The sequence below is a fragment of the Acuticoccus sp. I52.16.1 genome (assembly GCF_022865125.1).
GTDB lineage: Bacteria > Pseudomonadota > Alphaproteobacteria > Rhizobiales > Amorphaceae > Acuticoccus.
Genome location: NZ_CP094828.1, coordinates 2,729,778 through 2,751,984 on the forward strand (window position 1 = coordinate 2,729,778; position 22,207 = coordinate 2,751,984).

The 22,207-nt window shown below is 70.1% G+C and carries 17 protein-coding genes; 11 read left to right on the forward strand and 6 right to left on the reverse strand.

The window, feature by feature from the left end; genetic code table 11:
* Positions 1-165: 165 nt before the first annotated feature.
* A complete protein-coding gene (locus MRB58_RS12375; RefSeq protein WP_244777360.1) occupies positions 166-2,289 on the forward strand; it encodes a TonB-dependent siderophore receptor in 2,124 nt (707 codons plus the stop codon).
* A 47-nt stretch (positions 2,290-2,336) separates the two neighbouring features.
* Here the strand turns inward: MRB58_RS12375 and MRB58_RS12380 are convergent, their stop codons facing one another.
* Positions 2,337-3,650 carry an NtaA/DmoA family FMN-dependent monooxygenase gene (locus tag MRB58_RS12380; RefSeq protein WP_244777362.1) on the reverse strand — a complete coding sequence of 438 codons (1,314 nt, stop codon included), beginning with the start codon at positions 3,648-3,650 and terminating at the stop codon, positions 2,337-2,339.
* Positions 3,651-3,785: 135 nt separating this feature from the next.
* Here MRB58_RS12380 and MRB58_RS12385 point away from each other — a divergent pair, with 135 nt between their 5' ends.
* From MRB58_RS12385 to MRB58_RS12400, 4 genes are read left to right on the forward strand one after another with little or no spacing between them, the layout of a single operon-like run.
* Complete coding sequence (locus MRB58_RS12385) at positions 3,786-4,589, forward strand: ABC transporter ATP-binding protein (protein ID WP_371747175.1); 804 nt, start codon at positions 3,786-3,788, stop codon at positions 4,587-4,589.
* Positions 4,586-5,602 carry an iron ABC transporter permease gene (locus tag MRB58_RS12390; RefSeq protein ID WP_244777364.1) on the forward strand — a complete coding sequence of 339 codons (1,017 nt, stop codon included), beginning with the start codon at positions 4,586-4,588 and terminating at the stop codon, positions 5,600-5,602. The genes MRB58_RS12385 and MRB58_RS12390 overlap by 4 nt, the downstream gene beginning before the upstream one ends.
* A complete protein-coding gene (locus tag MRB58_RS12395; protein WP_244777366.1) occupies positions 5,599-6,669 on the forward strand; it encodes an iron ABC transporter permease in 1,071 nt (356 codons plus the stop codon). The genes MRB58_RS12390 and MRB58_RS12395 overlap by 4 nt, the downstream gene beginning before the upstream one ends.
* Positions 6,670-6,683: 14 nt before the next feature.
* Positions 6,684-7,655: an ABC transporter substrate-binding protein gene (locus MRB58_RS12400; protein WP_244777368.1), complete on the forward strand. Its 972-nt coding sequence runs from the start codon at positions 6,684-6,686 to the stop codon at positions 7,653-7,655.
* A 15-nt stretch (positions 7,656-7,670) separates the two neighbouring features.
* Here the strand turns inward: MRB58_RS12400 and MRB58_RS12405 are convergent, their stop codons facing one another.
* The 3 genes from MRB58_RS12405 to MRB58_RS12415 all read right to left on the reverse strand — a co-directional run bounded on the left by MRB58_RS12405 (position 7,671) and on the right by MRB58_RS12415 (position 12,916).
* Positions 7,671-9,749 carry a hydantoinase/oxoprolinase family protein gene (locus MRB58_RS12405; RefSeq protein WP_244777370.1) on the reverse strand — a complete coding sequence of 693 codons (2,079 nt, stop codon included), beginning with the start codon at positions 9,747-9,749 and terminating at the stop codon, positions 7,671-7,673.
* Positions 9,750-9,807: 58 nt separating this feature from the next.
* Positions 9,808-11,463 carry a hydantoinase B/oxoprolinase family protein gene (locus MRB58_RS12410; protein ID WP_244777372.1) on the reverse strand — a complete coding sequence of 552 codons (1,656 nt, stop codon included), beginning with the start codon at positions 11,461-11,463 and terminating at the stop codon, positions 9,808-9,810.
* A gap of 82 nt (positions 11,464-11,545) precedes the next feature.
* Positions 11,546-12,916 (reverse strand): mechanosensitive ion channel family protein, encoded by a 1,371-nt coding sequence (locus MRB58_RS12415; protein ID WP_244777374.1) that lies wholly within the window; start codon positions 12,914-12,916, stop codon positions 11,546-11,548.
* Between the two features lie 276 nt (positions 12,917-13,192).
* On the opposite strand from MRB58_RS12415, the gene MRB58_RS12420 reads away from it, so the two are divergent.
* The 6 genes from MRB58_RS12420 (at position 13,193) to MRB58_RS12445 (ending at position 20,386) form a co-directional block, all read left to right on the forward strand.
* The gene (locus MRB58_RS12420; RefSeq protein WP_244777376.1) at positions 13,193-14,485 is read left to right on the forward strand and encodes a TAXI family TRAP transporter solute-binding subunit; all 1,293 of its coding nucleotides are present in this window, start codon (positions 13,193-13,195) and stop codon (positions 14,483-14,485) included.
* Positions 14,486-14,556: 71 nt separating this feature from the next.
* On the forward strand, positions 14,557-15,639 hold the full coding sequence (locus MRB58_RS12425; RefSeq protein ID WP_244777378.1) for an FAD-binding oxidoreductase: 1,083 nt from the start codon (positions 14,557-14,559) through the stop codon (positions 15,637-15,639).
* Positions 15,640-15,888: 249 nt separating this feature from the next.
* Positions 15,889-16,962: an ABC transporter ATP-binding protein gene (locus tag MRB58_RS12430; protein WP_244777380.1), complete on the forward strand. Its 1,074-nt coding sequence runs from the start codon at positions 15,889-15,891 to the stop codon at positions 16,960-16,962.
* Positions 16,963-17,040: 78 nt separating this feature from the next.
* Positions 17,041-18,360: an ABC transporter substrate-binding protein gene (locus tag MRB58_RS12435; protein ID WP_244777381.1), complete on the forward strand. Its 1,320-nt coding sequence runs from the start codon at positions 17,041-17,043 to the stop codon at positions 18,358-18,360.
* A 120-nt stretch (positions 18,361-18,480) separates the two neighbouring features.
* The gene (locus MRB58_RS12440; RefSeq protein ID WP_244777383.1) at positions 18,481-19,434 is read left to right on the forward strand and encodes a carbohydrate ABC transporter permease; all 954 of its coding nucleotides are present in this window, start codon (positions 18,481-18,483) and stop codon (positions 19,432-19,434) included.
* A 10-nt stretch (positions 19,435-19,444) separates the two neighbouring features.
* The gene (locus MRB58_RS12445; protein ID WP_244777385.1) at positions 19,445-20,386 is read left to right on the forward strand and encodes a carbohydrate ABC transporter permease; all 942 of its coding nucleotides are present in this window, start codon (positions 19,445-19,447) and stop codon (positions 20,384-20,386) included.
* A gap of 47 nt (positions 20,387-20,433) precedes the next feature.
* Here the strand turns inward: MRB58_RS12445 and MRB58_RS12450 are convergent, their stop codons facing one another.
* Together MRB58_RS12450 and MRB58_RS12455 are read right to left on the reverse strand one after the other, a co-directional pair.
* Positions 20,434-20,754, reverse strand: coding sequence for a cytochrome c (locus MRB58_RS12450; RefSeq protein ID WP_244777387.1), 321 nt, complete (start codon positions 20,752-20,754; stop codon positions 20,434-20,436).
* Between the two features lie 60 nt (positions 20,755-20,814).
* Positions 20,815-22,065: a sorbosone dehydrogenase family protein gene (locus MRB58_RS12455; RefSeq protein ID WP_244777389.1), complete on the reverse strand. Its 1,251-nt coding sequence runs from the start codon at positions 22,063-22,065 to the stop codon at positions 20,815-20,817.
* Positions 22,066-22,207 lie beyond the last annotated feature (142 nt).

Here is a 22,207-nt window from a genome sequence, read left to right on the forward strand (position 1 = left end):
ACGAAATCCTAAGAATGAAGCGTTAGATTGCAAGTCTAGTTGTGGCGTCATCTTGACGCAAAAACACGTCCGCCCCTACGACCTTCGTGCATGAGTGAATGTTCGTGGCGATGGAGTGGGCGCATGTCGATCAACCTTGGTGGAACCCGTAATGGCGCGTGGCCGATGAGAGGCGCGCTGGCCCTCGCCTTACTGGCCGGAACCGCGCTCACCCCGGCGGCGGCGCAGAACGGTCCGATCGCGCTCGACCCGATCACCGTCGAAGGCGTCGCGGCCGGAACCGGCGGAGAGGGCACCGGAGCCGGGCCGAAGGGAACCGCAGGCACCGGTTACGACCCGCAGGAGGCGACCTTCGGCGGCCTTATCGGCGTCCCCGCCCGCGAAGTCCCGCAGTCTGTGACCGTCCTCACCGAAGAGGAGCTGGCCGACCGCAACATCACCGTCCTCGACGACGCGGTCACGATTGCGCCGGGCCTGCGGGTCTTCCGCAACGATCCGGGCCGCTCCTCGCTGTTCTCCCGCGGCTTCGAGTTCGACAGCTACTTCGTCGACGGGCTGTGGGCGCCGGTCTCCAGCATCGCCGGCTCCAACCCGGACCTCGCGCCGTTCTCCGCCGTCGAGTTCCTCAAGGGACCGTCCGCGCTCTATGCCGGCTCCGGCAATGCCGGCGGCATCGTCAACCTGGTGCGCAAGCGCGGCGGCGACGAGTACGAGGTCCAGGCACGCGCCGGCTACGGGTCCTGGAACCACTGGCGCGGGATGGTGGACGCCGGCGGCCCACTCAACGCGGCCAAGACCGTGCGCGCCCGCGCCGTGGTCGCCGGCGAAGGGTCCGACGGCTTCGTCGACAGCAACGACTGGACCGGCGGTGTCGGCTACGGTGCGGTCGACGTCGACCTGACCGACAATACCACCCTCTCCGTCGCCGCCTTCCACCAGCGCCGCACCTGGACGCCCAACAACGCCCTGCCGACCTACCCCGACGGCACGCTGCTCGACGTTCCTCGCTCGACCTTCCTCGGTGCCGACTGGAACGAGTACAACAGCCAGCAGACCAGCGTGATCGGCGAACTGGAGCACCGCTTCGAAGACGACAGCGGCCACATGCGCCTCGCCGCCCGCTACACCGACCAGCAGGGCGACGGCCACTACGCCTTCACCGGCGGCGCGGCCGATCCCGTCACCGGCGACGTCGCGATGCGCACCAGCGCGATCGACGTCAACGACAAGGCGCTGCACGTCGATGCCCACATCTCCAAGGCGTTCGACGTCATGGGGCTGGAGCAGAACGTGCTCATCGGCGCGGACGTGAAGTACCTCGACGAGACCTTCCTGCGTGGAGGGGCCGGCGGCTTGCCGACCAACAACATCTACGATCCCAACCCCCACTTCGCCGAGCCCGCCTTCACCTACGCCTCGCAGACGCAGAGCAAGAGCCACGAGGTCGGCGCCTACGGGCAGGTGCGGGTGAAGCCGTGGGAGCCGCTGACGCTCATCGCCGGCGCCCGTGCCAGCGGCTACCAGGCCGACGTCACCAACCTCGTCACCGACACCACCCAGCACATCAGCGCGTCCGACATCACGCCCTACTTCGGCGCCGTGGTGGACGTGACCGACAACGTGTCGCTCTATGCCAGCTACACGACGACCTTCCAGCCGCAGACCGAGTTGAACGCGGCCGGCAACGTGCTGCAGCCGCGCACCGCGCAGCAGTACGAGGCCGGCATCAAGACGCAGTGGCTGAACGACCGCCTGGGTGCTTCCGTCGCCGCCTACCATCTGGAGGACAACAACCGCGCCATCGGCGATCCCAACAACCCCGGCACCTACTTCGACAGCGGGTCGATCGAGGTGAACGGGATCGAGGCGCAGGTGAACGGCACGCCGCTGCCGGGATGGGACGTCTACGCCGCCTACACCTACATGGACATGTCCTACGAGGACGGGTCGGCGGACCTCTCCTACCGCTACTACCTGCCGCAGCATCAGTTCAACCTGTGGACCAAGTACACCTTCCAGCAGGGGGTTCTGGAAGGCGTGCACGTCGCCGGCGGGATGAACGCGGTCGGCGCCTTCCACAACATCTACAACGACCTCCGCATCGAGGAAGACGGTTACGTCACCTTCGACGCGCAGGTCGGCTACACCTTCAAGGAGCGGTTCTCGGCGACGCTGACCGTCACCAATATCTTCGACGAAACCTACTATGAGCGCATCGGCACCACCGGCACGTTCAACTTCTACGGCCAGCCACGGGCGATCTGGGGCGAGCTGTCGGCGACGTTCTGACGCCCGTCGGCCACCGCCGACCGGGGCACCCGCGCGGTGTCCCGGCCTCAGCCGAGGAGATGGTCGGCGAAGGTCGTGCCGCCGTAGGCGGTGCGGAAGAGGCCGCGATCGGCCAGACACGGCACCATCTCCTCCAGTACCATGTGCATCGACCCCGTGGACCCGCCGGGAAGCGCGACGAAACCGTCGATCGCGCCGGCCTCGGCCCATTGCGCGATCTCGGCGGCCGCATCCTGCGGAGTGCCGACGATGCGCCAGTGGGCCGACCCCACCACCTCCGGCCGCACCAGAAGCTCGGCGACGGTCGGCGCATCCCGCTCGATCAGACGGCGCAGGAGGTCGGCGTGGGTGCGGCTGCGCACCGTGGCCGGGGCGTCCGGCAGGTCCGCCGACCGCACGGCCCGGCCGGCCGGCCAGTCGGTCACGTCGAGGCCGACCATCGCCTTGATCGCGTCGATCGCCCGCCGGGTATCCGCGCCGCGCTGCGTCTCGGCGAAGAGGTCGCGCGCCTCGGCCCGCGTCGCGGCGAGGGTCAGGCTCAGTCCCGGCATGACGCGCACGTCGTCGGGCCGGCGGCCCTGCGCCTCGGCGCGGCGCCTGAGGTCGGTGCGCAGCTCCGCCGCCGCAGCGATGTCGGGGCTCGAGGCGAAGACCGCGTCGGCCACACCGGCGGCGAAGTCCCGCCCCGCCTGCGAGGCGCCGGCCTGAACCAGCGGAATACGCCCGGCGCCGAACCGCGGCACGTTGAGCGGCCCGGCGACCCGGTAGTGCGCGCCCGCATGGTCGATCGGCGTGACGCGCGCGGCGTCGGCGAAGCGGCCGGTCTCCCGATCGGCGAGCACCGCGTCGCCGGGGAAGCTCGCCCACAGCCGGCGCACGACGTCGGTGAACTCGGCGGCGCGGGCGTAGCGTTCCTCGGCCGCGGGCATGGCATCGAGCCCGAAGTTGGCGTTCCCGTCCAGCGCTGTGACGATGTTCCAGCCGGCGCGCCCGCCGCTGATCCAGTCGAGCGACATCAACTGCCGCGCCGCGACGTACGGGGGCCAGAAGGTCGTCGACAGGGTCGTCAGCAGGCCGATCGCCCGGGTGGCGCCGGCGACGGCCGCCATCAGCAGTGTCGGATCCAGGCTCGCGAAAGCCGGCCCGCTGGGGAGTGCCGCCGTGTTCACGAAGAGGGCGTCCGGACGAAATACGAAGTCGAGCTTGGCCGCCTCCGCGCGCTGGGCGACATCGATGGCGAAAGCGGGATCGAACAGCGCCTCGACGTTGCTGTCCTCCCGCCGCCAGGCCGCGCCGTTGAGCCAGGTGGGCGCGAGCGACAGGCCGATGTGCAGCGACTCGCGCGTCGTGGTGCCGGTCATGGGGAGCCTTCCGAGGCCGGCGCCGCGGGCGGGCTCCGGCGATTTGTTGTCGATTCGGGTTTACTTTAAGCGATGCCTTCGGAGATGGCGAAGACGTCCGGCGCACCATCTGCCGCCGGGCCGAGGGGAGGGGCGGTGCTCGAGGCGAAGGCGGTCAGCGTGGCCTACGGTGCGGAGCGCGTCGTGGCGGAGTGTTCGCTCGCCGTCGCACCGCGGCGGCTCACCGCGCTCGTCGGTCCCAACGGCTGCGGCAAGTCCACGCTGCTCAAGGCGATCATGGGGTTCGTGCCGGTGCAATCGGGCTCGATCACGCTGGACGGGGCGCCGCTGGCGGCGATGGGCCGGCGCGCGATCGCCCGGCGGATCGCCTACCTGCCGCAGGACGGACACGCCCCCGAACACATGCGCCTGGGCGACATGGTCGAACTCGCCGGCTACGCGCGCTACGGCCTCTTCGGCGGGCCCACCGCCCAAGACCGCGCCTTGTTCGCCCGCGCGCTCGACACTGTCGGCCTCGCCGACCTCGCCGGGCGCTACGTGACGACCCTGTCCGGCGGGCAGCGCCAACGCGCATTCCTGGCGATGGTGCTGGCGCAGGACGCCGATCTCATCGTCATGGACGAGCCGGTCAACCACCTCGACGCCACCTACCAGGTCGCGATCCTCGCTCTCGTGCGCCGGCTCACGCGGCACGGCGGCAAGACCGTCCTCGCCGTGCTGCACGACCTCAACCTCGTCACCGGATTTGCCGACGACGTGGCGATGATGCGCGGCGGCCGCGTCGTCGCCGCCGGCCCGCTCGCGGCGACGATCGACGTCGCCTCCGTCGCCGCTGTGTTCGACCTCGAGGCGGACATCTTCACTCGCGCCGGCCGCCTGGTGTGCCTGCCGCGCCTGCCGGAGGCCGAGGCGCCGCCGCCGTCCGAGCCGCCGGCATGACCGGCCGCCCGCTCGCGCCCACGCTGGGCCTCGCCGCGATCTGCGCCGCGAGCTTCGCGGCCAGCCTCTCGCTCGGCGCCGGGCCGGCCGGTCCCGCGGAGGCCGCCCGCGCCCTCGTCGCCTACGATCCGGAGCGCTACGCCGACGCGCTGGTCGTGCTGCAACGCCTGCCGCGGGCGTTGATCGCGGTCTACGTCGGCGCGGCGATGGCGGTCGCAGGGGCGTTGATGCAGGGACTGACGCGCAACCCGCTGGCCGCTCCGGCGACGCTCGGCGTCAACGCCGGTGCGGCGCTCTTCCTGGTGGCGGGGATCGTCCTGTTCGACCTCGGCCTCGCGGCGCAGGGAATGGCGGCCCTCCTCGGCGCTCTCGCCGGGTTCGCCGCCTGCCTCGGCGTCGCGCGGATCGCAGGGGCGGGGGTGGAGCGGCGCGGGATGCTGCTGGTCGTCGCCGGGGCGCTGGTCTCGATGCTGATGGTGGCGCTCGCCAACGCGATGCTGCTCGCCGATCCCGCGCGGCGGATGGACCTGCTGGCCTTCATCGTCGGCAACATCAACCACGCCTATGTCGACCGGCTCGCCCGCTTCTGGTGGATCGGTGCCGGCGCCCTCGCCGCGCTGATGGTGCTGCACCGCCCGCTCACCCTCATCACCCTGGGGGCGGACAAGGCCGCGTCGGCGGGCGTGGCGGTGGCGTGGACCGGGCGTGCCGGGCTGGCGCTGGCGGCGCTGGCGGCCGGGTCGGCGGTGGCCGTCGCAGGGCCGATCGGCTTCCTCGGCCTCGTCGTGCCGCACATGGTCCGGCCCTTCGTCGGCAGTGCGTTCGGCGCGCTCTTGCCGGCCGCCGCGCTCGCCGGCGCCGCCGCCGCCCTCCTCGCCGACATCGTCGCCCACCAGGCCTTCCTGCCGTTCGTCGTGCATACCGGGGTCGTCATGGACCTCCTCGGCGGCGCGGCGTTCGTCGTCATCGTCAGGCGCGCCTACCGGCGGCGCCTCGCCGGGGCGCGGGCGTGAGGCGGGCGCGCACCCTCGCGGGCGAGCGCGTCGTGCGGTTGGGGGGCGGGTTGCAGGTGCGCGCGCGGCATGTGGGGGCGGCGGCCTTCCTCGCCGTGCTGGCGCTCGGCCTCGCGCTCGTCGGCCTCGGAGTCGGCGCCACGCGCACCGGCCCGCTCGATCTGCTGGCCGCCGTCCTCGGCGACGCACCCGAGGCGGACACCTTCGCCCTCCTCACCGTGCGGGGGCCGCGCATCGTGCTGGGCTTCCTGGCGGGGGCTTGCGTCGCCGTCGCCGGGGCGATGCTGCAGGCCGTGGCGCGCAACCCGCTGGCGGACCCCGGCCTCCTCGGCCTCAGCCAGGGGTCCATGGTGATGATCATGGCCCTCGTCGTCCTCGTTCCGGACGCGCCGCCCGCCCTGGTTCCGGTGGCGGCCGTCGCGGGCGGGCTCCTGGTGGCGGGCGGGCTGGTGCTGCTGGCGGGGCGGGCCCACACCGCGGGCCTCGCCATCCTTCTGATGGGCATCGCGGCGGAGACGATGCTCTCCGCCGTCGGCTCCATTCTCATCCTCTACTCGCCGCCCGAGGCGTCCTACGCGCTGGGGGACTGGCTCGCCGGCACGCTCTTCACCGCGAGCTGGAGCACGATCGCCGCCCTCGTTCCGTTCGCGCTCGCCGGCGCGGTGGCGGTGGCGCTGATCGGCCGCGCGCTGGAGGCCTACGAAATGGGCGAGGAGATGGCGATGGCGCTCGGCGAGAGCGTGACGCGCTCGCGCCCGGCGCTGGTGTTCATATCGGTGCTCCTCAATGCCGCGGCGGTCAGTGCGGTCGGCCCGCTCTCCTTCCTCGGCGTGATGGCGCCGCAGCTCGCCGGGCTGCTGGCACCGGCGAGCGGACGCCCGCGGCTCGTCCTATCGGCGTTCACCGGCGGCGCGCTCGTCATCGCGGCCGACACCCTGGCCCGCGCCGCCGGCGGCGATGCGCTGGGGGGAGGCATCGCGCTCCCCATCGGTCTCAGCCTCACGCTCGTCGGCGTGCCGCTCTTCGTCGTCGCCATGCGCCTTCGCGCGCTCCGCACCCTCGCCTGACACCGGGAGACCCCATGCGACCGTCTTTTCTCCGCGCCGCCTTCTTCGTCGCCGGCCTCGCCGTGGCCGCAGCAGCTCCGGCCGTGCCTGCGGCGGCCGAGGACATGACCGACGCGACCGGGCGCTCCGTCGCCGTTCCCGCCGCCCCGCAGCGGATCGTCGTCATGCACGAATCGCTGATCGGCCTTCCGGTCATGGACCTCGGCCTTTCCGTCGTCGGCAGCTACGGCCGCGGCAGCGACGGCGAGACCCTCCTCGCGGTCGACATGATCGACGCGGTCCTGGGCGGGACCGACGCGCCCAAGCCGCGCGGGATCGGCGCGATCGGTGCCATCGACCTGGAGGCGCTGCGGGCGCTGCGGCCGGACCTCGTCATCGGCACCGAGCGCGACCGCGACAAGGCCGAGCAGCTGGCCAAGGTCGCCCCGGTCTACCTGCAGGCGATCGCCGGCGCGCACGGCTTCGGCATCGAAGCCGACCTCGCCGCCGTTCTGGGCCGTGAGGAGGCCTTCGCCGCGCGCCGGGCGGAGTATGCCGCCCGGATCGACGCCGTCCGGTCCGTCCTCGACACCGACCCGGCGGGAAAGACCTACCTCGCCGTGATCGTCCACGACGAGGTGAACGTCGTCGGTGCCCTCTCCGGCGCGGTGCAGGCGCTCGAGGATCTGGGCTACACGCGCGCTCCCCTCCCCGGCGCCAAGGCCGGCGCGGGCTACGGTTCGATGTTTGCCATGCCGCTCAGCCCGGAGGTCTTCGCCGCGCTGGACCCCGATCTCCTCGTGGTGATGAACAGCTACGCCCTCCGCGACCGCAGCCCCGAGGCCATCCGCGCCAGCCTCGGCGCCATCGTCCCCGGCTGGGAGCGCTTCCTCGCGCCCGCGCGGGAGGGTCGGCTCCTGATGCTGGACTCGGCCAGGGTCTCCTCGCCGACGGTCGCCAGCGCCCTCAATACCCTGGACGCCTACGCCGCGTGGGCCGCAAAGTAGCGCCGTGCCGGCCGCTCAGGCCTCGGCACGACCGCGCTTGGGGGCGACGGCGATGTCGAGCCAGCCCTGCGGCGTGACCGTACCGCGATCGCCCTCGTAGAGTGCGACGGTGGTCGTCTCGCCCATGACCAGCGCCGGCCCGGCGATCTCGTGCCCGCGGGCGAGCACGGCCTGCGGGTAGACCGGCACTTCGACGAACGCGGCGCCGGTGTAGATCGGCCGGGTGCCGATCGGCTCCAGCGCGCCGTCCGCGGGGGGCAGCACCTGCGCCGCCTCGCCGCGCTCCACCTCGCCGATCACGGCGACGCGGGCGTTGACGAGGTCGACGTCCTGGCCGGGCGAGGAATAGGTGTAGAGCTCCTCGTGGCGGCGGTGGAAGCGGTCGATCACCGCCTCGGCGAGGCCGGGGGCGGCGAAGTCGATCCCGTCCAGCGGTACGTTCACCTCGAAGATCTGCTCGCCGTAGCGCATCTCGGCGGAACGCTCGATGCGCCGCCGCTCGGCGACGTCGCCCGGCAGGCGCTGGTGCGCTTCGGCCTCCAGCGCCTCGTAGAGCCGGCGCAGCGGTTCGTCGGTGAGGACGGCGGTGTCGCCCACCTGCGAGCGGGCGACCTCGTAGCGCAGATCGCTCGCCAGCATTCCCCAGGCCGACAGCACGGAGGCGACGGTCGGCACCACGACGCGGCCGATGCCCATCTCGCGCGCGACCTCGGCCGCGTGCAGCCCCGCGGCGCCCCCGAACGACAGCAGCGTGAAGTTGCGCGGGTCGACGCCGCGGCGCAGCGTCATCAGGCGGATGCCGTCGGCCATCTTCACGTTGATGAGGCGGTGGATGCCGGCCGCCGTCGTCATCCGGTCGAGGCCGATCTCGGCGGTGAGCGCGTCGACGGCGGCCTCCGCGGCGGTGCGGTCGAGCCGGCCTGCGCGGCCGGCGAGCGCGTCCTCGTCGAGGAGGCCCAGCACCAGGTTGGCGTCCGTCACCGTCGCTTGCGTCCCGCCCTGACCGTAGCAGGCCGGCCCCGGTACCGCGCCGGCCGATTGCGGGCCGACCGTGAAGCTCCCCGTCGCGTCGGGCGCGGCGAGCGAGCCGCCGCCGGCGCCGATCGACAGGATGTCGTAGCTGCGCAGCGCGATCCGTTCCCCGGCGAGCCCTCGCTCGGAGGTCAGTGCCACGCGCCCGCCGGCGATCAGCGAAATTTCGGTCGACGTGCCGCCCATGTCGAACGGGATGACGTTGTCCGCATGCAGGAGCCCGGCGCACGCTTCGGCGCCGGCGATGCCGCCCGCGGGGCCCGAGAGGCAGGTGCCGGCGGCGAGCCGGACGGCGTCCTCCACCAGGGTGATGCCGCCGTGCGAAAGGATGATGAAGAGCGGCCCGGTGTAGCCCGCCTCGGTCAGCCGCCCGGTCAGCCGTTCCATGTAGCGCCGCACGACGGGGCCGATATAGGCGTTGACCACCGTGGTCGACAGCCGCTCGTACTCCTTGATCTGCGGCAGCACCGCGGACGAGACCGAGACGTACGCCTCCGGCATCATCTCGGCGACGATGGCGGCGGTGCGCTCCTCGTGCGCCGGGTTGCGGTAGGCGTGCAGGTAGCAGATCGCGACCGAGGTGCAGCCTTCGTCCTTCAGCGCCGCGATCTCGTCCCGCAGCGCCGCCTCGTCGAGCGGGGTCACGACGGTGCCGTCGTGGGCGATGCGCTCGGGCACGCCGCGGCGCAGGTGGCGCGCGACCAGCGGCTCGGGCGGCGGCATCATCAGGTTGTAGCGTTCCGGCTTCAGCCCCTCGCGCATCTCGAGGATGTCGCGGTGGCCGCCGGTCGTCAGCATGCCCACCTTGGCGCCCTTGCGCTCCAGCAGCGCGTTGGTCGCGACCGTCGTGCCGTGGACGATACGCCCCGTCGCGGCGAGGAGATCCGCCAGCGAGAGGCCGAGGCGGGCCGCCAGATCGCCCAGCCCGGTGAGGACGCCGATGGACTGATCCTGCGGCGTGGAGGGGGTCTTGCAGGCGACGGTCGCGCCGGTGGTGTCGATGGCGACGAGGTCGGTGAAGGTGCCGCCGACGTCGATGCCGATGTTGTAGCTCTGGGTCATGGAAGGTCTCGTGTGCCGACGGCTCGCGTGGAGCGCCGGGGAATCGGGTCGGGCGACGTCAGGCTTCGGTGAAACCTTCGCGGGCGTCGCGCGTGCGGGCCGCGTCGGTGCGCTTCTCCGGGTCGCCCCAGCCGCCGCCACCGGCCGAGCGCACGCGCACCAGGCTGCCGGGCGCGATCTCGACGCCGAACTGCTTGGTGCGCAGGCTCTCCTCGCGCTCGCCCGTCACCAGGCGGTAGTCGTGCGGCGCGCCGTCCCGGCCGCCGGCGATGCCCGCCGAGCCGTGCCGCACGCCCTCGCCGGCGGTGTGCGCGTAGCCCGGCACCTCGACCCGCAGATCCAGCTCGCAGCCGACGCCGCCGCGGTACTCGCCGTCGCCGCCCGAGCCGGGGCGGAACTCGTGCCGCTCGAACACCAGCGGGAAGCGCGCCTCGGACACCTCGATCGAGCCGAACTTGATGCCGCCGACCGAGTGCCACTCGCCCGCCCCCGGCCACCCGTCGCCCTTCGGCGAGGCGCCGCCGCCCGGCCGCGCGTGGAACAGGTGCCAGATGAACTTGCGCCCGTTGCGCGGGTTCTCGCCGGTGATCGACATGCGGAAGCGCCGCGACCAGCCGCCGGTGCACCGCTCGGGGCAGGCGTGCTGCAGCGCCCGGACGATCGCCTCCACCACCTCGTTGGAGGGGTGCGAGGTGGAGAGCGTCACCGGCGCGTCGTCGGTCGGGTGCACCAGCGAGCCGTGCCGCAGCTTCACGTCGAGCAGGCGGAAGACGCCGTCGTTCTTGGGAATGTCGGCGTCGATCAGGTAGGCGAGCGCCATCGCCACGGCCGCCTGCGTGTTGGCGAACGCGGAGTTGACGAAGCTGTCGGTCTGGTCGTCCGTCCCGGTGAGGTCGACCGTGAGGTCGCTGCCCTTCACCGTCACCTTGGCGCGGATCGCGAGGTCGGTCCGCTCGCGCCCGTCGTCGTCGAGATAGGCGGTGCCCTCATAGGTGCCGTCCGGCCATTCGGCGACGATGGCGCGGGCGCGCGTCTCGGCCCCGTCGAGGATCTCGTCGACCGCGGCGTCCACCGTCGTGCGGCCGAACTCGCCGTAGAGCGCGTTGAGCGACCGCTCGCCGAGGTGCGCGGCGCCGATCATCGCGTCGATGTCGCCGCGGACCTCGCGCGGCAGGCGCACGTTCATGAGCAGCATCTCGAACACGTCGGCGCGCAGCTTGCCCTTTTCGGCGAGCTTCATCGGCGGGATGCGCAGGCCCTCCTGCCAGATCTCGCGCGCACCGGGGTTGTAGCCGCCGTGCGTCGCGCCGCCGATCTCGCCCATGTGCGCCCGCGCCACCGCCCACAGCCGCCGCTCGCCCTCGGCGAACACGGGCGCGAAGATGGTGACGTCCGGCAGGTGCGAGCCGCCGGCATAGGGATCGTTGAGAATGAAGACGTCGCCGGGGTCGACGTCGTCGCCGAAGCGGGCCTCCAGCGCCTTCACCGCGAAGGGGAGAGCGCCGACGTGCACCGGGATGTGGTCCGCCTGCGCGACGAGGCGGCAGTCACGGTCGACGATGCCCATCGAGAAGTCGCGGCTGGCGTTGAGGATCTGCGAGAAGGCGGTGCGCAGCATCGCCTCGCCCATCTCCTCGACGATGGCGGACAGTCGGTGCTGAATCACCGCGCGGGAAATGGGGTCCAGCCGCCCTCTCGTCGTCGTCGCGTCCACTGGTCTCTCCCGCTCGTTCTTCGATGAGAGGGGTCATACCAAATGCATGCCAAATTCCCAGCGCCTGACGCGGGGCAGGGTCCTACTCGGCGGCGAGGCTCGTGGCCGCACCCGCCGGGTGCACGTGCACGTCCCGCTGCGGGAAGGGGATGGAGATGCCGGCTTCGTCGAACCGCTCCTTCACGGCGCGGGTGAGGTCCCAGTAGACGGCCCAGTAGTCCGCGCTCTTCACCCACGGCCGCACGATGAAGTCGACCGAGGACTCGCCCAGCGCATGGACGCGGATGGTCGCGGCCGGGTCGGCGAGCGTCAGCGGGTGCTCGGCGACGATGGTCTCCAGCAACGCCTGCGCCTTGGCGACGCTGTCGGAATAGCCGATGCCGAAGACCAGATCGACGCGCCGCAGCGCGCTGCCGGTGACGTTGGTGATGATGTTGCCCCACACCTTGCCGTTGGGGACGAGGATTATCTGGTTGTCCGGCGTGGTGACGGTGGTGGAGACGATGTTCATCTTCTGCACGGTGCCGGCCGTGCCGCCGATGTCGACATAGTCGCCTTCGTCGAACGGGCGGTTGATCATGATCATCAGCCCGGCGGCGAGGTTGCTGAGCGTATCCTGCAACGCGAAGGCGAGGATGAAGGATGCGCCGCCGACGATGGCGAAGAGGGGCGTGATGTCCACCCCGAGGGCGGAGAGGACGACCATCAATCCCACCGCGATCGTGGCCCAGTAGATCGCCACCAGCAGGAACGCCTGGAGCAGTTTGGACAGGTTCGGGACCCGCGAGATCCCGCGACCTGCCATCCGTCGCACCATGCCCGCGGCGACGATCAGCGCCCCGATCGCCAGCATGATGACGATGATGTCGACCAGCAGCTCGCCGCCGCCGTCGGCGGAGGTCAGCCAGTCGACGGCGCGGTCGAACAGGGTGGCGAGGTCCGAGGTGCGCACCTCGTCGATGAAGATCGCGCTCTGATAGGCCTTGTAGTCGGCGACGGCGGCGGGGTCCCCGCCCTTCAGCTCCCAGGCGCGGATGACCTCGCTATAGTTGTCGAACAGGGCCTTGCGTTCGGCGGTGAGCGTCGCCACCCGCTCGCGCTGCGTGTCGGTCGCCTCGCCGCTGCTCTCCGACACGGCGACCATCGCGTCCGACACCTCCTGCGTCTTCGCCTTGACGATGCCGAGCCAAGCGGCGGCCGCCTCGGCGAGCTCGGGCTTGGTTAGCGGCAGGAGCCGCAGCTTCAGCTCCTTGGTCGACGTCGTGGGGTCGGTCACCGCGGCGGGGAGGGCGGGGCCGGACGGCTCCGCCTCCGCTCCCGCCTCCTCGGGCGGTGCGGCGCGTTCCGCCGGGGCGGTGGCCGCGGCTGGGGGCGGCGCGGTCGGCGCTGCGTCCTGCGCGGCGACCGGCAGGATGAGGAGGCAGAGGGCGAGCGGAATGGACAGAATGCGCATCGGAGTTCCCCGCGGTGGGTGCGTATTGCCTTATTGATTATTTAAGCATTGGGGAAATCGAACGCTGCGTAAGCCCCGCTTTGTCCATATCATGCCGAATAATTTAGGCCGTGCTAGGGCGCTTATGCTCTAATTTTACGCTGTATCCTCAGACACAGCTCTCCAGGAGCCGTCCGGAATGCGACCGTGAGCCTCGACCCGCCGCCCCCCGCTGCGCCGCCCGCCGCAGACGGTCCCTCGTCCTCTTTGCGCCCGCCGTCCCCCTCGCGCCCATTGGTGCCGTCGGCGGTCACGTCGCTGCGGGTGGCGTTCTGGTCGTCGATCGTCCTCTCCGTGCTGGCGGTGGTGACGGTGGCCTGGCTGCTGGTGGACCCTGCGCCGCCGCAGCGCATGCGCATCGCCACCGGCATCGAGGACGGCTTCTACGACCGGCTCGGCCGCCGCTTCGCCTTCCTCATGCGCCGCGAGGGGGTCGAGGTGGAATTGATCGAGACGGCGGGCTCGCGCGAGAATCTCGACCTGCTGACGGGCGACGCGGCGATCGACGCGGCCTTCGTCCAGGGCGGCGTCGGCTCGCCCCCGCCGCCGGAGACGCCGCTGCGCTCCCTCGCCGCCCTCGCCATCGAGCCGCTGTGGGTGTTCTCGCGCGATATCGACCGGCTGTCGCAGGTGGAGACGCGCGAAGCGGTGCGCTTCGCCATCGGCGCCGAGGGCAGCGGGACACGCCAGTTCATGTTTCGCCTGCTCGCGATCACCGGGCTCGACGGCCGGGTCGAGACGCTGGACCTCGACGGCGCCGCCGCCGCCGACGCGCTCCGGTCCGGCACGGTCGACCTCGTCGCCTACGTCACCAGCCCGAAGACGCCTTGGGTGCGCGACCTGCTCGCCGATCCCGCCGTGCGCCTCGTCGAATTCGACCATGTGGGCGCGTTGACGCGGCGGCTGCCGTTCGCCACGCCTGTCGAGCTGCCGGCGCGCGTGATCGACTATCCGGGCCGCATCCCGCAGACCGACACCACGATCATGGGCGTCGCGACGGTGCTTATGGTGAAGGGCGGGCTGCACCCGGCCGTCAAGCAACTTCTCCTCCAGGTGTCGACATCGGTGGCGCGGGGCGACGCGGTGCTCGGCACGCGCGGCGAATTCCCCAGCGCCGAGCTGGTCGAATATCCGCTCGACACCGAAGCGGAGCGTTATTTCCGCTACGGGCCGACCCCGGCGCGCCGCTATCTGCCGTTCTGGGCCGCCAACCTGGTGGAGCGGTTCTGGGTGCTGGTGATCCCGCTGGCGACGCTGCTCATCCCGGTCCTGCGCTTCGGCCCGTCGACGCTGCAGTGGAGCATCCGCCGGCGCATCTACCGCTGGTATCGCGACCTGAGGGACCTGGAGGCGGCCGCCGGCGCCGCGACCAGCGAGGCGGAGGTCGCCCGCGTGCTGGCCGATCTGGCGGAGGTGGAGAAGCAGGTGAGCGAGATCCGCGTGCCGCTCGCCTTCCGCGACGACGTCTACCGTCTTCGCACGCACGTCGCCTTCGTGCGCGAGGAGCTGACGCAGAGCCTCGCGCGATAAGGTGAGGGTGGCCGGTGGTGGTGGCCGCCGGGCGCCCGATATGCCCCCGGCGAGGACCGGAGGAGGATGCGATGCGGGTGACGGTATGTGGCGCAGGGGCGATCGGCGCGGCGACCGCCTGGTTCCTGACCGAGCGGGGCGCGGACGTGACGCTCGTCGAGCGGGCCGGCGTGGCGGCGGCGGCGTCCGGCAAGTCCGGCGGCTTCCTGGCGCTCGACTGGTGCGACGGCCAGCCGGTGGAAGCGCTCGCCCGTCGCAGTTTCGCCCTGCACGAGCACCTCGCCGGAACGCTGGACGCCGACTGGGGCTACCGCCGGATGACCACCTACGCCGGCACCGAGGCGAAGCGTGGTCCCGCGGGCCCGGTGGACTGGGTCGGCCCGGTGGCGATCACGCAGACGCTCGGCGGCCCGCGCACCACCGCACAGGTCCACCCCGCCCGTTTCACGCAGGCGCTGGTGGACGCCGCCCTCGCCCGCGGTGCGGCCTTGCGGGTCGGCACGGTCGAGGGGCTGGAGCAGGCCGCGGACGGCGCGGTGACCGGCGTGCGGGTGGACGGCGCGATGCAGGCGGCGGACGCCGTCGTCGTGGCGATGGGGCCGTGGTCGATCCTGGCGGCGCGATGGCTGCCGCTGCCGGCGGTCTACGGCATCAAGGGGCACAGCCTCGTCTACCAGACCGGCGATCGTCTACCCGCCGAGGCGCTGTTCCTGGAATGCCGTGACGACGCCGGCAGCGCCACGCCGGAGGTGTTCCCGCGGAACGACGGCACGACGTACGTGTGCGCTCTGTCCAGCCAGTCGCCACTGCCGCTCGACCCTGCCGCCGTGGGCCCCGACGCGGGCGCCTTTTCGCGGTTGGAGGCGATGTGCGGCCGCCTGTCGCCGGTGCTCGCGGCCAGCCCCATCGTCGCGCGTGGTGCCTGCTACCGCCCCGTCACGGCCGACGGGTGGCCGGTGATGGGCGCGGTGCCCGGCGTGCCGGGCGCCTACGTCGCCACCGGGCACGGCGTGTGGGGCATCCTCAACGCGCCGGCGTCCGGCGAGGCGATGGCGGAGCTGATCGCCACCGGCGCCACCGGCAAGGTCGACCTCGCCGCCTTCGACCCGGCCCGGCTCCCCGCGCTCGACCCGGCTCACCTCGCGGTGCGTTGACGGCGCGAGCCCGATCATCGTCGCGAACCGCAATTCTGGACGCTATGCGCGACCTGCGGCACAATGGTGCAAGTCGGCGGGCAAAGGTCTCGCGAAATCAACGAGATAAGCTCTAACTTATTTATGCGCTTGACGTTTCCTTATCGCCGGCGCCATGCTGCCGGTGCATTCAGGATACTGCATTCATTTTCCTGAGTGCAGCGACCACGGACGACAGATCCGGGCGAAAACGAGACAGGGAGGGCGCGCATGGCGTCCGTCGACGTACGGGACGTCCGCAAGGCGTTCGGTTCGACCGAGGTGATCCACGGCGTGGACATCTCCATCGCCGATGGCGAGTTCGTGGTCCTCGTGGGGCCATCGGGTTGCGGAAAATCCACCCTCTTGCGGATGATCGCCGGGCTGGAGCAGATCACCGGCGGCGAGGTCGCGATCGGCGACCGTGTGGTCAACATGGTGCCTCCCAAGGAGCGGGACGTCGCCATGGTGTTCCAGAATTATGCGCTCTATCCGCATATGAAGGTCTACGACAACATGGCCTTCTCGCTGAAGCTGAAGAAGGCGCCCAAGGAGGAGATCGACAAGCGCGTCGGCATCGCCGCGGACGTGCTCGGCCTCGGCAATCTCCTCGAGCGGTATCCGCGTCAGCTCTCCGGCGGGCAGCGCCAGCGCGTCGCCATGGGCCGCGCCATCGTGCGTGACCCGCAGGTCTTCCTGTTCGACGAGCCGCTCTCCAACCTCGATGCCAAGCTGCGCGTCGCCATGCGCACCGAGATCAAGGCGTTGCACCAGCGCCTGAAGACCACCTCGATCTACGTCACGCACGACCAGATCGAGGCGATGACGATGGCCGACCGCATCGTCGTCATGCATGACGGCATCGTCGAGCAGATCGGCTCGCCGCTGGAGCTATACGACAACCCGGCCAACACCTTCGTCGCCGGCTTCATCGGCTCGCCGGCGATGAACTTCATCGAGGGCCGCGTGTCGCGTCAGGACGGGGTGCCGGCGATCGTCGCCGCGGGCGATATCCGCCTGCCCACTCCGCCCGACCTCAAGGCGCTCGACGGGCACAAGGTGATCTACGGCGTGCGGCCGGAGCACATCACGCTGGACAACGGGTCCGGCGGCGGCGTGCCGGCGCAGATCGACGTGATCGAGCCGACCGGCGCCTATACCCTCGCCTTCGCCCACATGGCCGGCACCGAGGTCTGCGCGATGTTCGACGAGCGCCACGCCTTTCAGCCGGGGCAGCGCATCGACCTCGCCCCGCGCTCCGACCTCGTCCACGTCTTCGACGCCGAGAGCGGCAACCGCCTCTAGCGAAGAATCCCGCCCCGTCCGCGGGGAGGAGACAACGAGAGAGCCGGCGACGACCGGCCCATTTATCGGGAGGAAATCATGAGCTTTACCAGACGCCGTTTCCTACAGACGTCCTCCGCGGTGGCAGCCGGTGCCGCCGGCAGCCAGCTGCTCGGCATTCGCCAGCCCTTCGCCCAGGACACGATGAGCTTCCAGCCCGAAGAAGGCGCCGAGCTGCGCCTCCTGCGCTGGTCCAAGTTCGTCCAGGGCGACGAGACGCTGTGGATGGAGAACACCAAGAAGTTCACCGAGGCGACCGGCGTTCCCGTCCGGGTCGACAATGAATCCTGGGAGGACGTGCGTCCCAAGGCCGCCGTCGCCGCCAACGTCGGCTCCGGGCCCGACATCATCCTCGGCTGGTTCGACGACCCGCACCAGTATCCCGACAAGTTGGTCCCCCTGACCGACCTCGCCGAGTATCTCGGTGGCAAGTATGGCGGCTGGTACGACGCGGCCAAGCGCTACGGCATGAAGGGCGACGAGTGGATCGGCCTGCCGCTGGGCGCGTCCGGCGCGCGCGTGGTCTACCGCCAGCAGTGGCTGAACGAGGCCGGGTTCGACGAGTTCCCGACCGACACGCAGGGCTTCCTCGACGTCGCCAAGAAGCTGAAGGCCAACGGTCACCCGATGGGCATGGCGCTCGGCCACGGCGTGGGTGACGCCAACGGCTGGCTGCACACCATCCTGTGGGGCTTCGGCGGCAAGATGGTCGACGAGGAGAACGTGGTCGTCCTCAACAGCCCCGAGACGATCGGCGCGCTGGAATACGTGAAGGAGCTGTACGAGCACTTCATCCCCGGCACGCTGTCCTGGCTCGACCCCAACAACAACAAGGTCTTCCTGGCCGGCGACCTGGGCGCCACCATCAACGGCATCTCGGTCTGGTACGCGGCCACGAACTCCGAGGATCCGGCGCTGCAGGAGATGGCCAAGGACATCTACCACGCGCAGATGCCGGTCGGCCCGGTGGGCAAGCCGACCGAGTTGCACCTCTTCACCCAGGCGATGGTGTTCGCCTACACGAAGTATCCCAATGCGGCGAAGGAATACCTGCGCTTCATGTGGGAGAAGGAGCAGTACGAGCCCTGGCAGTCGGCCGCCTTCGGCTACATCTCGCACCCGCTCGCCGCCTACGCGGAGAACAAGGTCTGGACCGATATTCCCAAGGCCGAGCCCTATCGGGACTGCGTCAAGAACATGCTGTGGAACGGCTACTCGGGCGAGCTCGGCCCGGCGTCCGCGGCGACGATGGCCGACTACATCATCGTCGACATGTTCGCGCAGGCCGCCTCGGGCGAGCGCTCGCCGAAGGACGCGGCCGCCTACGCCACCCGCCGCGCCGAGCGGTCCTACCGGTAACGGCGACGCGGGCGGCCCACGGGTCGCCCGCCCGACGACGCGGACGGTCCATCGGGCCGCCCGCGCTGTGTGCTTGAGCGGGGCGGTGCGCCGTCCCTGATCCGACCGAAGGGCGCCTCGATGGCCGTAGACGTTCAACAGCCCGGCGCGCGGGCCTCGGCGAGGGCGCCGAGCGCCGCCGCGCGACTGGGGCAGAGCAAGGGCTTCCTCAGCTTCTGGTTCATGCTGCCGGCGGCGGCGCTGCTGCTGCTCTTCCTCGCCTATCCGCTGCTGCTGGGCGTCTGGCTCGGCTTCACCGATGCGCGCATCGGCAGCGAGGGCCAATGGATCGGCCTCGAGAACTACTGGTGGCTGTTCGACGATCCGGTCTTCTGGCTCTCGGTCTACAACACGTTCCTGTACACGGTCGTCGCGTCGATCATCAAATTCGCGCTCGGCCTGTGGCTCGCGCTGCTCCTCAATCATCACCTGCCGTTCAAGGCGATCCTGCGCGCCATCGTGCTGCTGCCGTGGATCGTGCCGACCGTGCTGTCGGCCATCGCCTTCTGGTGGATCTACGACGCGCAGTTCTCGATCATCTCCTGGTCGCTGGTGAAGCTCGGCCTGATCGACAGCTACATCAATTTCCTGGGCGATCCGAACACCGCGCGCGCCTCGGTGATCGCCGCCAACATCTGGCGCGGCATCCCGTTCGTCGCCATCACGCTGCTGGCCGGCCTGCAGACGATCCCGCAGTCGCTCTATGAGGCGGCGTTGATCGACGGCGCCTCGCCCTGGCAGCGCTTCCGCTACGTGACGTTCCCGATGCTCACCCCGATCATCGCCGTGGTGATGACCTTCTCGGTGCTCTTCACCTTCACCGACTTCCAGCTGATCTACGTGCTGACTCGAGGCGGCCCGCTCAACGCCACCCACCTGATGGCGACGCTGTCCTTCCAGCGCGCCATTCCGGGCGGCTACCTGGGCGAGGGCGCGGCGATCGCGGTGTCGATGATCCCGTTCCTGCTGGGCGCGATTCTCTTCAGCTACTTCGGACTCCAGCGGCGCCGCTGGCAGCAGGGCGGCGGGGATTAAGGGGGCGATCATGGCCATTCGCGAAGAGGAACAGATCGCCGAGACCTCCGCCCGCTTCTGGCGCTGGGGCCGGCAGAACCCGAAGGACGAGCCGGAGGGAGCGTCGACCGACTACCTCATTTCACTGCCGCGGCGCGTGGTGACGGTCTACATCCCGATCGTGTGCTTCCTGATCGTGCTGCTCTTCCCGTTCTACTGGATGGCGATCACCGCCTTCAAGTCGAACGAGGAGCTGTACGACTACGACAAATACAGCCCGTTCTGGGTCAGCAATCCGACGCTCGCCAACGTCTACAAGCTGTTCTTCGAGACGAGCTATCCGGTGTGGCTGTGGAACACGATGCTGGTGTCGGTCGTCGCCACGTTCATCTCGCTGTTCTGCGCGGTGTGCGCCGCCTACGCCATCGAGCGGTTGCGCTTCAAGGGCTCGCGGATCGTCGGCATGGGGATCTTCCTGGCCTACCTGGTGCCGCCGTCGATCCTCTTCATCCCGCTGGCGGTCATCGTCTTCAGCTACGGCCTGTTCGACACGCCGCTCGCCCTCATCCTCACCTATCCGACCTTCCTCATCCCGTTCTGCACCTGGCTCTTGATGGGCTACTTCCGCTCCATCCCCTACGAATTGGAGGAGTGCGCCCTGATCGACGGCGCCTCGCGCCTTCAGATCCTGGTGAAGATCCTGCTGCCGCTGGCGGTGCCCGGGCTCATCTCGGCCGGCATCTTCGCCTTCACGCTCTCGTGGAACGAGTTCATCTACGCGCTCACCTTCATCTCATCGTCCGAAAACAAGACCGTGCCGGTGGGCGTCATCACCGAGCTGGTGGAGGGTGACGTCTACCACTGGGGCTCGCTGATGGCGGGCGCGCTGATGGGATCCTTGCCGGTCGCGATCCTCTACTCCTTCTTCGTGGAGCACTACGTCGCGTCGATGACGGGGGCGGTGAAGGAGTAGAGCGCCACGGCGCCGGCACCGCCTGCCGGCACGTGCCGCGCGGGGGGTCAGTAGTCCGGCACCGTGACCTCGAACCGGATCGAAGCGTAGTAGTCGGCCAGGTCGCGGATGTCCTGATCGTCGAGCGACTGGGCGATGATCGACATCTGCTGGTGCTGCCGTTCGCCGGAGCGGAAGGCACGCAGCTGCGCCATCAGATAGATCTCGCTCTCGCCGGCGATGTGCGGCACCTCGGGGTTGGTGCCGATGCCGTCCATCCCGTGGCAGGTGGCGCACATCGCAGCCTTTTCGTGACCCGCGGCCGGGTCCGCGCTCGCGCCCCCGGTCATCCCCGCGGCCAGCGCCACGGCGATCGCAACTCTCATCATATCGTCCGCCTGTTGTGAGCGGCCGCGCCCGGACCGGACGCGGCCGTCGATGACGCTGGCTTATTCGCCGTAGGAGATGCGGTAGATCGCGCCGGCGAGGTCGTCCGACACCAGGATCGACCCGTCGCGCAGCTCGGCGATGTCGACCGGTCGGCCGAGATATTCGCCGCTCTCGGTCAGCCACCCTTCGGCGAAGGGTTTGGAGACGGCCGCACCCTCCTCGTCGATGGTGGTGACCATGATGCGGGCGCCGACCGGCTGGGTGCGGTTCCACGAGCCGTGCTGGGCGGAGAAGATGGTGTTCTTGAACTCGGCGGGGAACATGTCGCCGTCGTAGAACTCCATGCCGAGGTCGGCGGCGTGGGCGGTCATCTCCACCGCCGGGAAGACGACGTCGGCCGGCGGCTCCTCGCCCTTGTATTCGTTGGTGCGGATGTTGCCGCCGCCGAACCAGGGGAAGCCGAAGTTCTGGCCGGCCGCGGTCTGGTGGTTCAACTCGCCCGGCGGGATGTCGTCGCCCATGCCGTCGACCTGATTGTCGGTGAACCACAGGTCGCCGGTCTCGGGGTCGAAGTCGAGGCCGACCGAGTTGCGCACGCCGGTGGTGTAGACCTCGCGCCCGGTTCCGTCGGTGCCGATGCGGATGATGCCGCCGATCCCGGCCTTGTCGTAGCCGGCCAGCTTGTCCGCGGCGGGGACGTTGAAGGGTTGGCCGAGCGTGATGTAGAGCTTGCCGTCGGGCCCGATCTTGCACACCCGCGCGGTGTGGTTAAAGCTTTCATCGTCGACCGGAATGAGGTCGCCCTGCTTCACCACGTTGAACGCGGCGACATCCGGGCTCTCGTAGAAGAACTCGGCCGCCGGGAAGACGAGAACGCGGTTCTGCTCGGCGATATAGAGGAAGCCGTCGGGCGAAAAACACGGGCCGTTGGGGATGGTGAAGGCCAGTGACGGGGCGAAGTCCTTCACTTCGTCGGCGACGCGGTCCTTGTCCCGGTCGGTCACGGCCCAGACCTTGGTCTTGCGGGTGCCGACGAAGGTGACGATCCCCTGCGGGCCGACGGCCATGTGCCGCGCATCGGGCACGATGGCGTACAGCTCGATCTTGAAGCCGTCCGGGAGGGTGATGTTCTCCAGGATGGCGTTGAGGTTGTCCGCCTTCTTGCCGCCCTGCTCGATCACCGTGAAGTCGGTGATGCCAGTGCTCTGAAAATTGGACAGTTTTTCCAAGTTGTCAGGAACAGGGGCCTGGGCGAACGCGGTGGTCGCGAGGCATGAGGCCGCGACGGTCGTGAGTAGGGATCGGAGCATGTGCAATGGTTCCTCCCGTCCCGCTCGAATTTGGCGGGGTTTATTGTTGTTGTGCCCGCCGTGCCTGCGGCTGCGCGCACAGAGAAACAATAAAATGCGACAATTCGGGGAGCAATCGACCGTTTCGTCTTAGATCTCGCGC

Excerpts from the sequence above, each read along its gene's own strand:
- MRB58_RS12375 (WP_244777360.1), top strand. The coding sequence starts at position 166 with ATGAGAGGCGCGCTGGCCCTCGCCTTACTGGCCGGAACCGCGCTCACC.
- MRB58_RS12380 (WP_244777362.1), bottom strand. The coding sequence starts at position 3,650 with ATGACCGGCACCACGACGCGCGAGTCGCTGCACATCGGCCTGTCGCTC.
- MRB58_RS12390 (WP_244777364.1), top strand. The coding sequence starts at position 4,586 with ATGACCGGCCGCCCGCTCGCGCCCACGCTGGGCCTCGCCGCGATCTGC.
- MRB58_RS12400 (WP_244777368.1), top strand. The coding sequence starts at position 6,684 with ATGCGACCGTCTTTTCTCCGCGCCGCCTTCTTCGTCGCCGGCCTCGCC.
- MRB58_RS12405 (WP_244777370.1), bottom strand. The coding sequence starts at position 9,749 with ATGACCCAGAGCTACAACATCGGCATCGACGTCGGCGGCACCTTCACC.
- MRB58_RS12415 (WP_244777374.1), bottom strand. The coding sequence starts at position 12,916 with ATGCGCATTCTGTCCATTCCGCTCGCCCTCTGCCTCCTCATCCTGCCG.
- MRB58_RS12425 (WP_244777378.1), top strand. The coding sequence starts at position 14,557 with ATGCGGGTGACGGTATGTGGCGCAGGGGCGATCGGCGCGGCGACCGCC.
- MRB58_RS12430 (WP_244777380.1), top strand. The coding sequence starts at position 15,889 with ATGGCGTCCGTCGACGTACGGGACGTCCGCAAGGCGTTCGGTTCGACC.
- MRB58_RS12435 (WP_244777381.1), top strand. The coding sequence starts at position 17,041 with ATGAGCTTTACCAGACGCCGTTTCCTACAGACGTCCTCCGCGGTGGCA.
- MRB58_RS12440 (WP_244777383.1), top strand. The coding sequence starts at position 18,481 with ATGGCCGTAGACGTTCAACAGCCCGGCGCGCGGGCCTCGGCGAGGGCG.
- MRB58_RS12445 (WP_244777385.1), top strand. The coding sequence starts at position 19,445 with ATGGCCATTCGCGAAGAGGAACAGATCGCCGAGACCTCCGCCCGCTTC.
- MRB58_RS12450 (WP_244777387.1), bottom strand. The coding sequence starts at position 20,754 with ATGATGAGAGTTGCGATCGCCGTGGCGCTGGCCGCGGGGATGACCGGG.
- MRB58_RS12455 (WP_244777389.1), bottom strand. The coding sequence starts at position 22,065 with ATGCTCCGATCCCTACTCACGACCGTCGCGGCCTCATGCCTCGCGACC.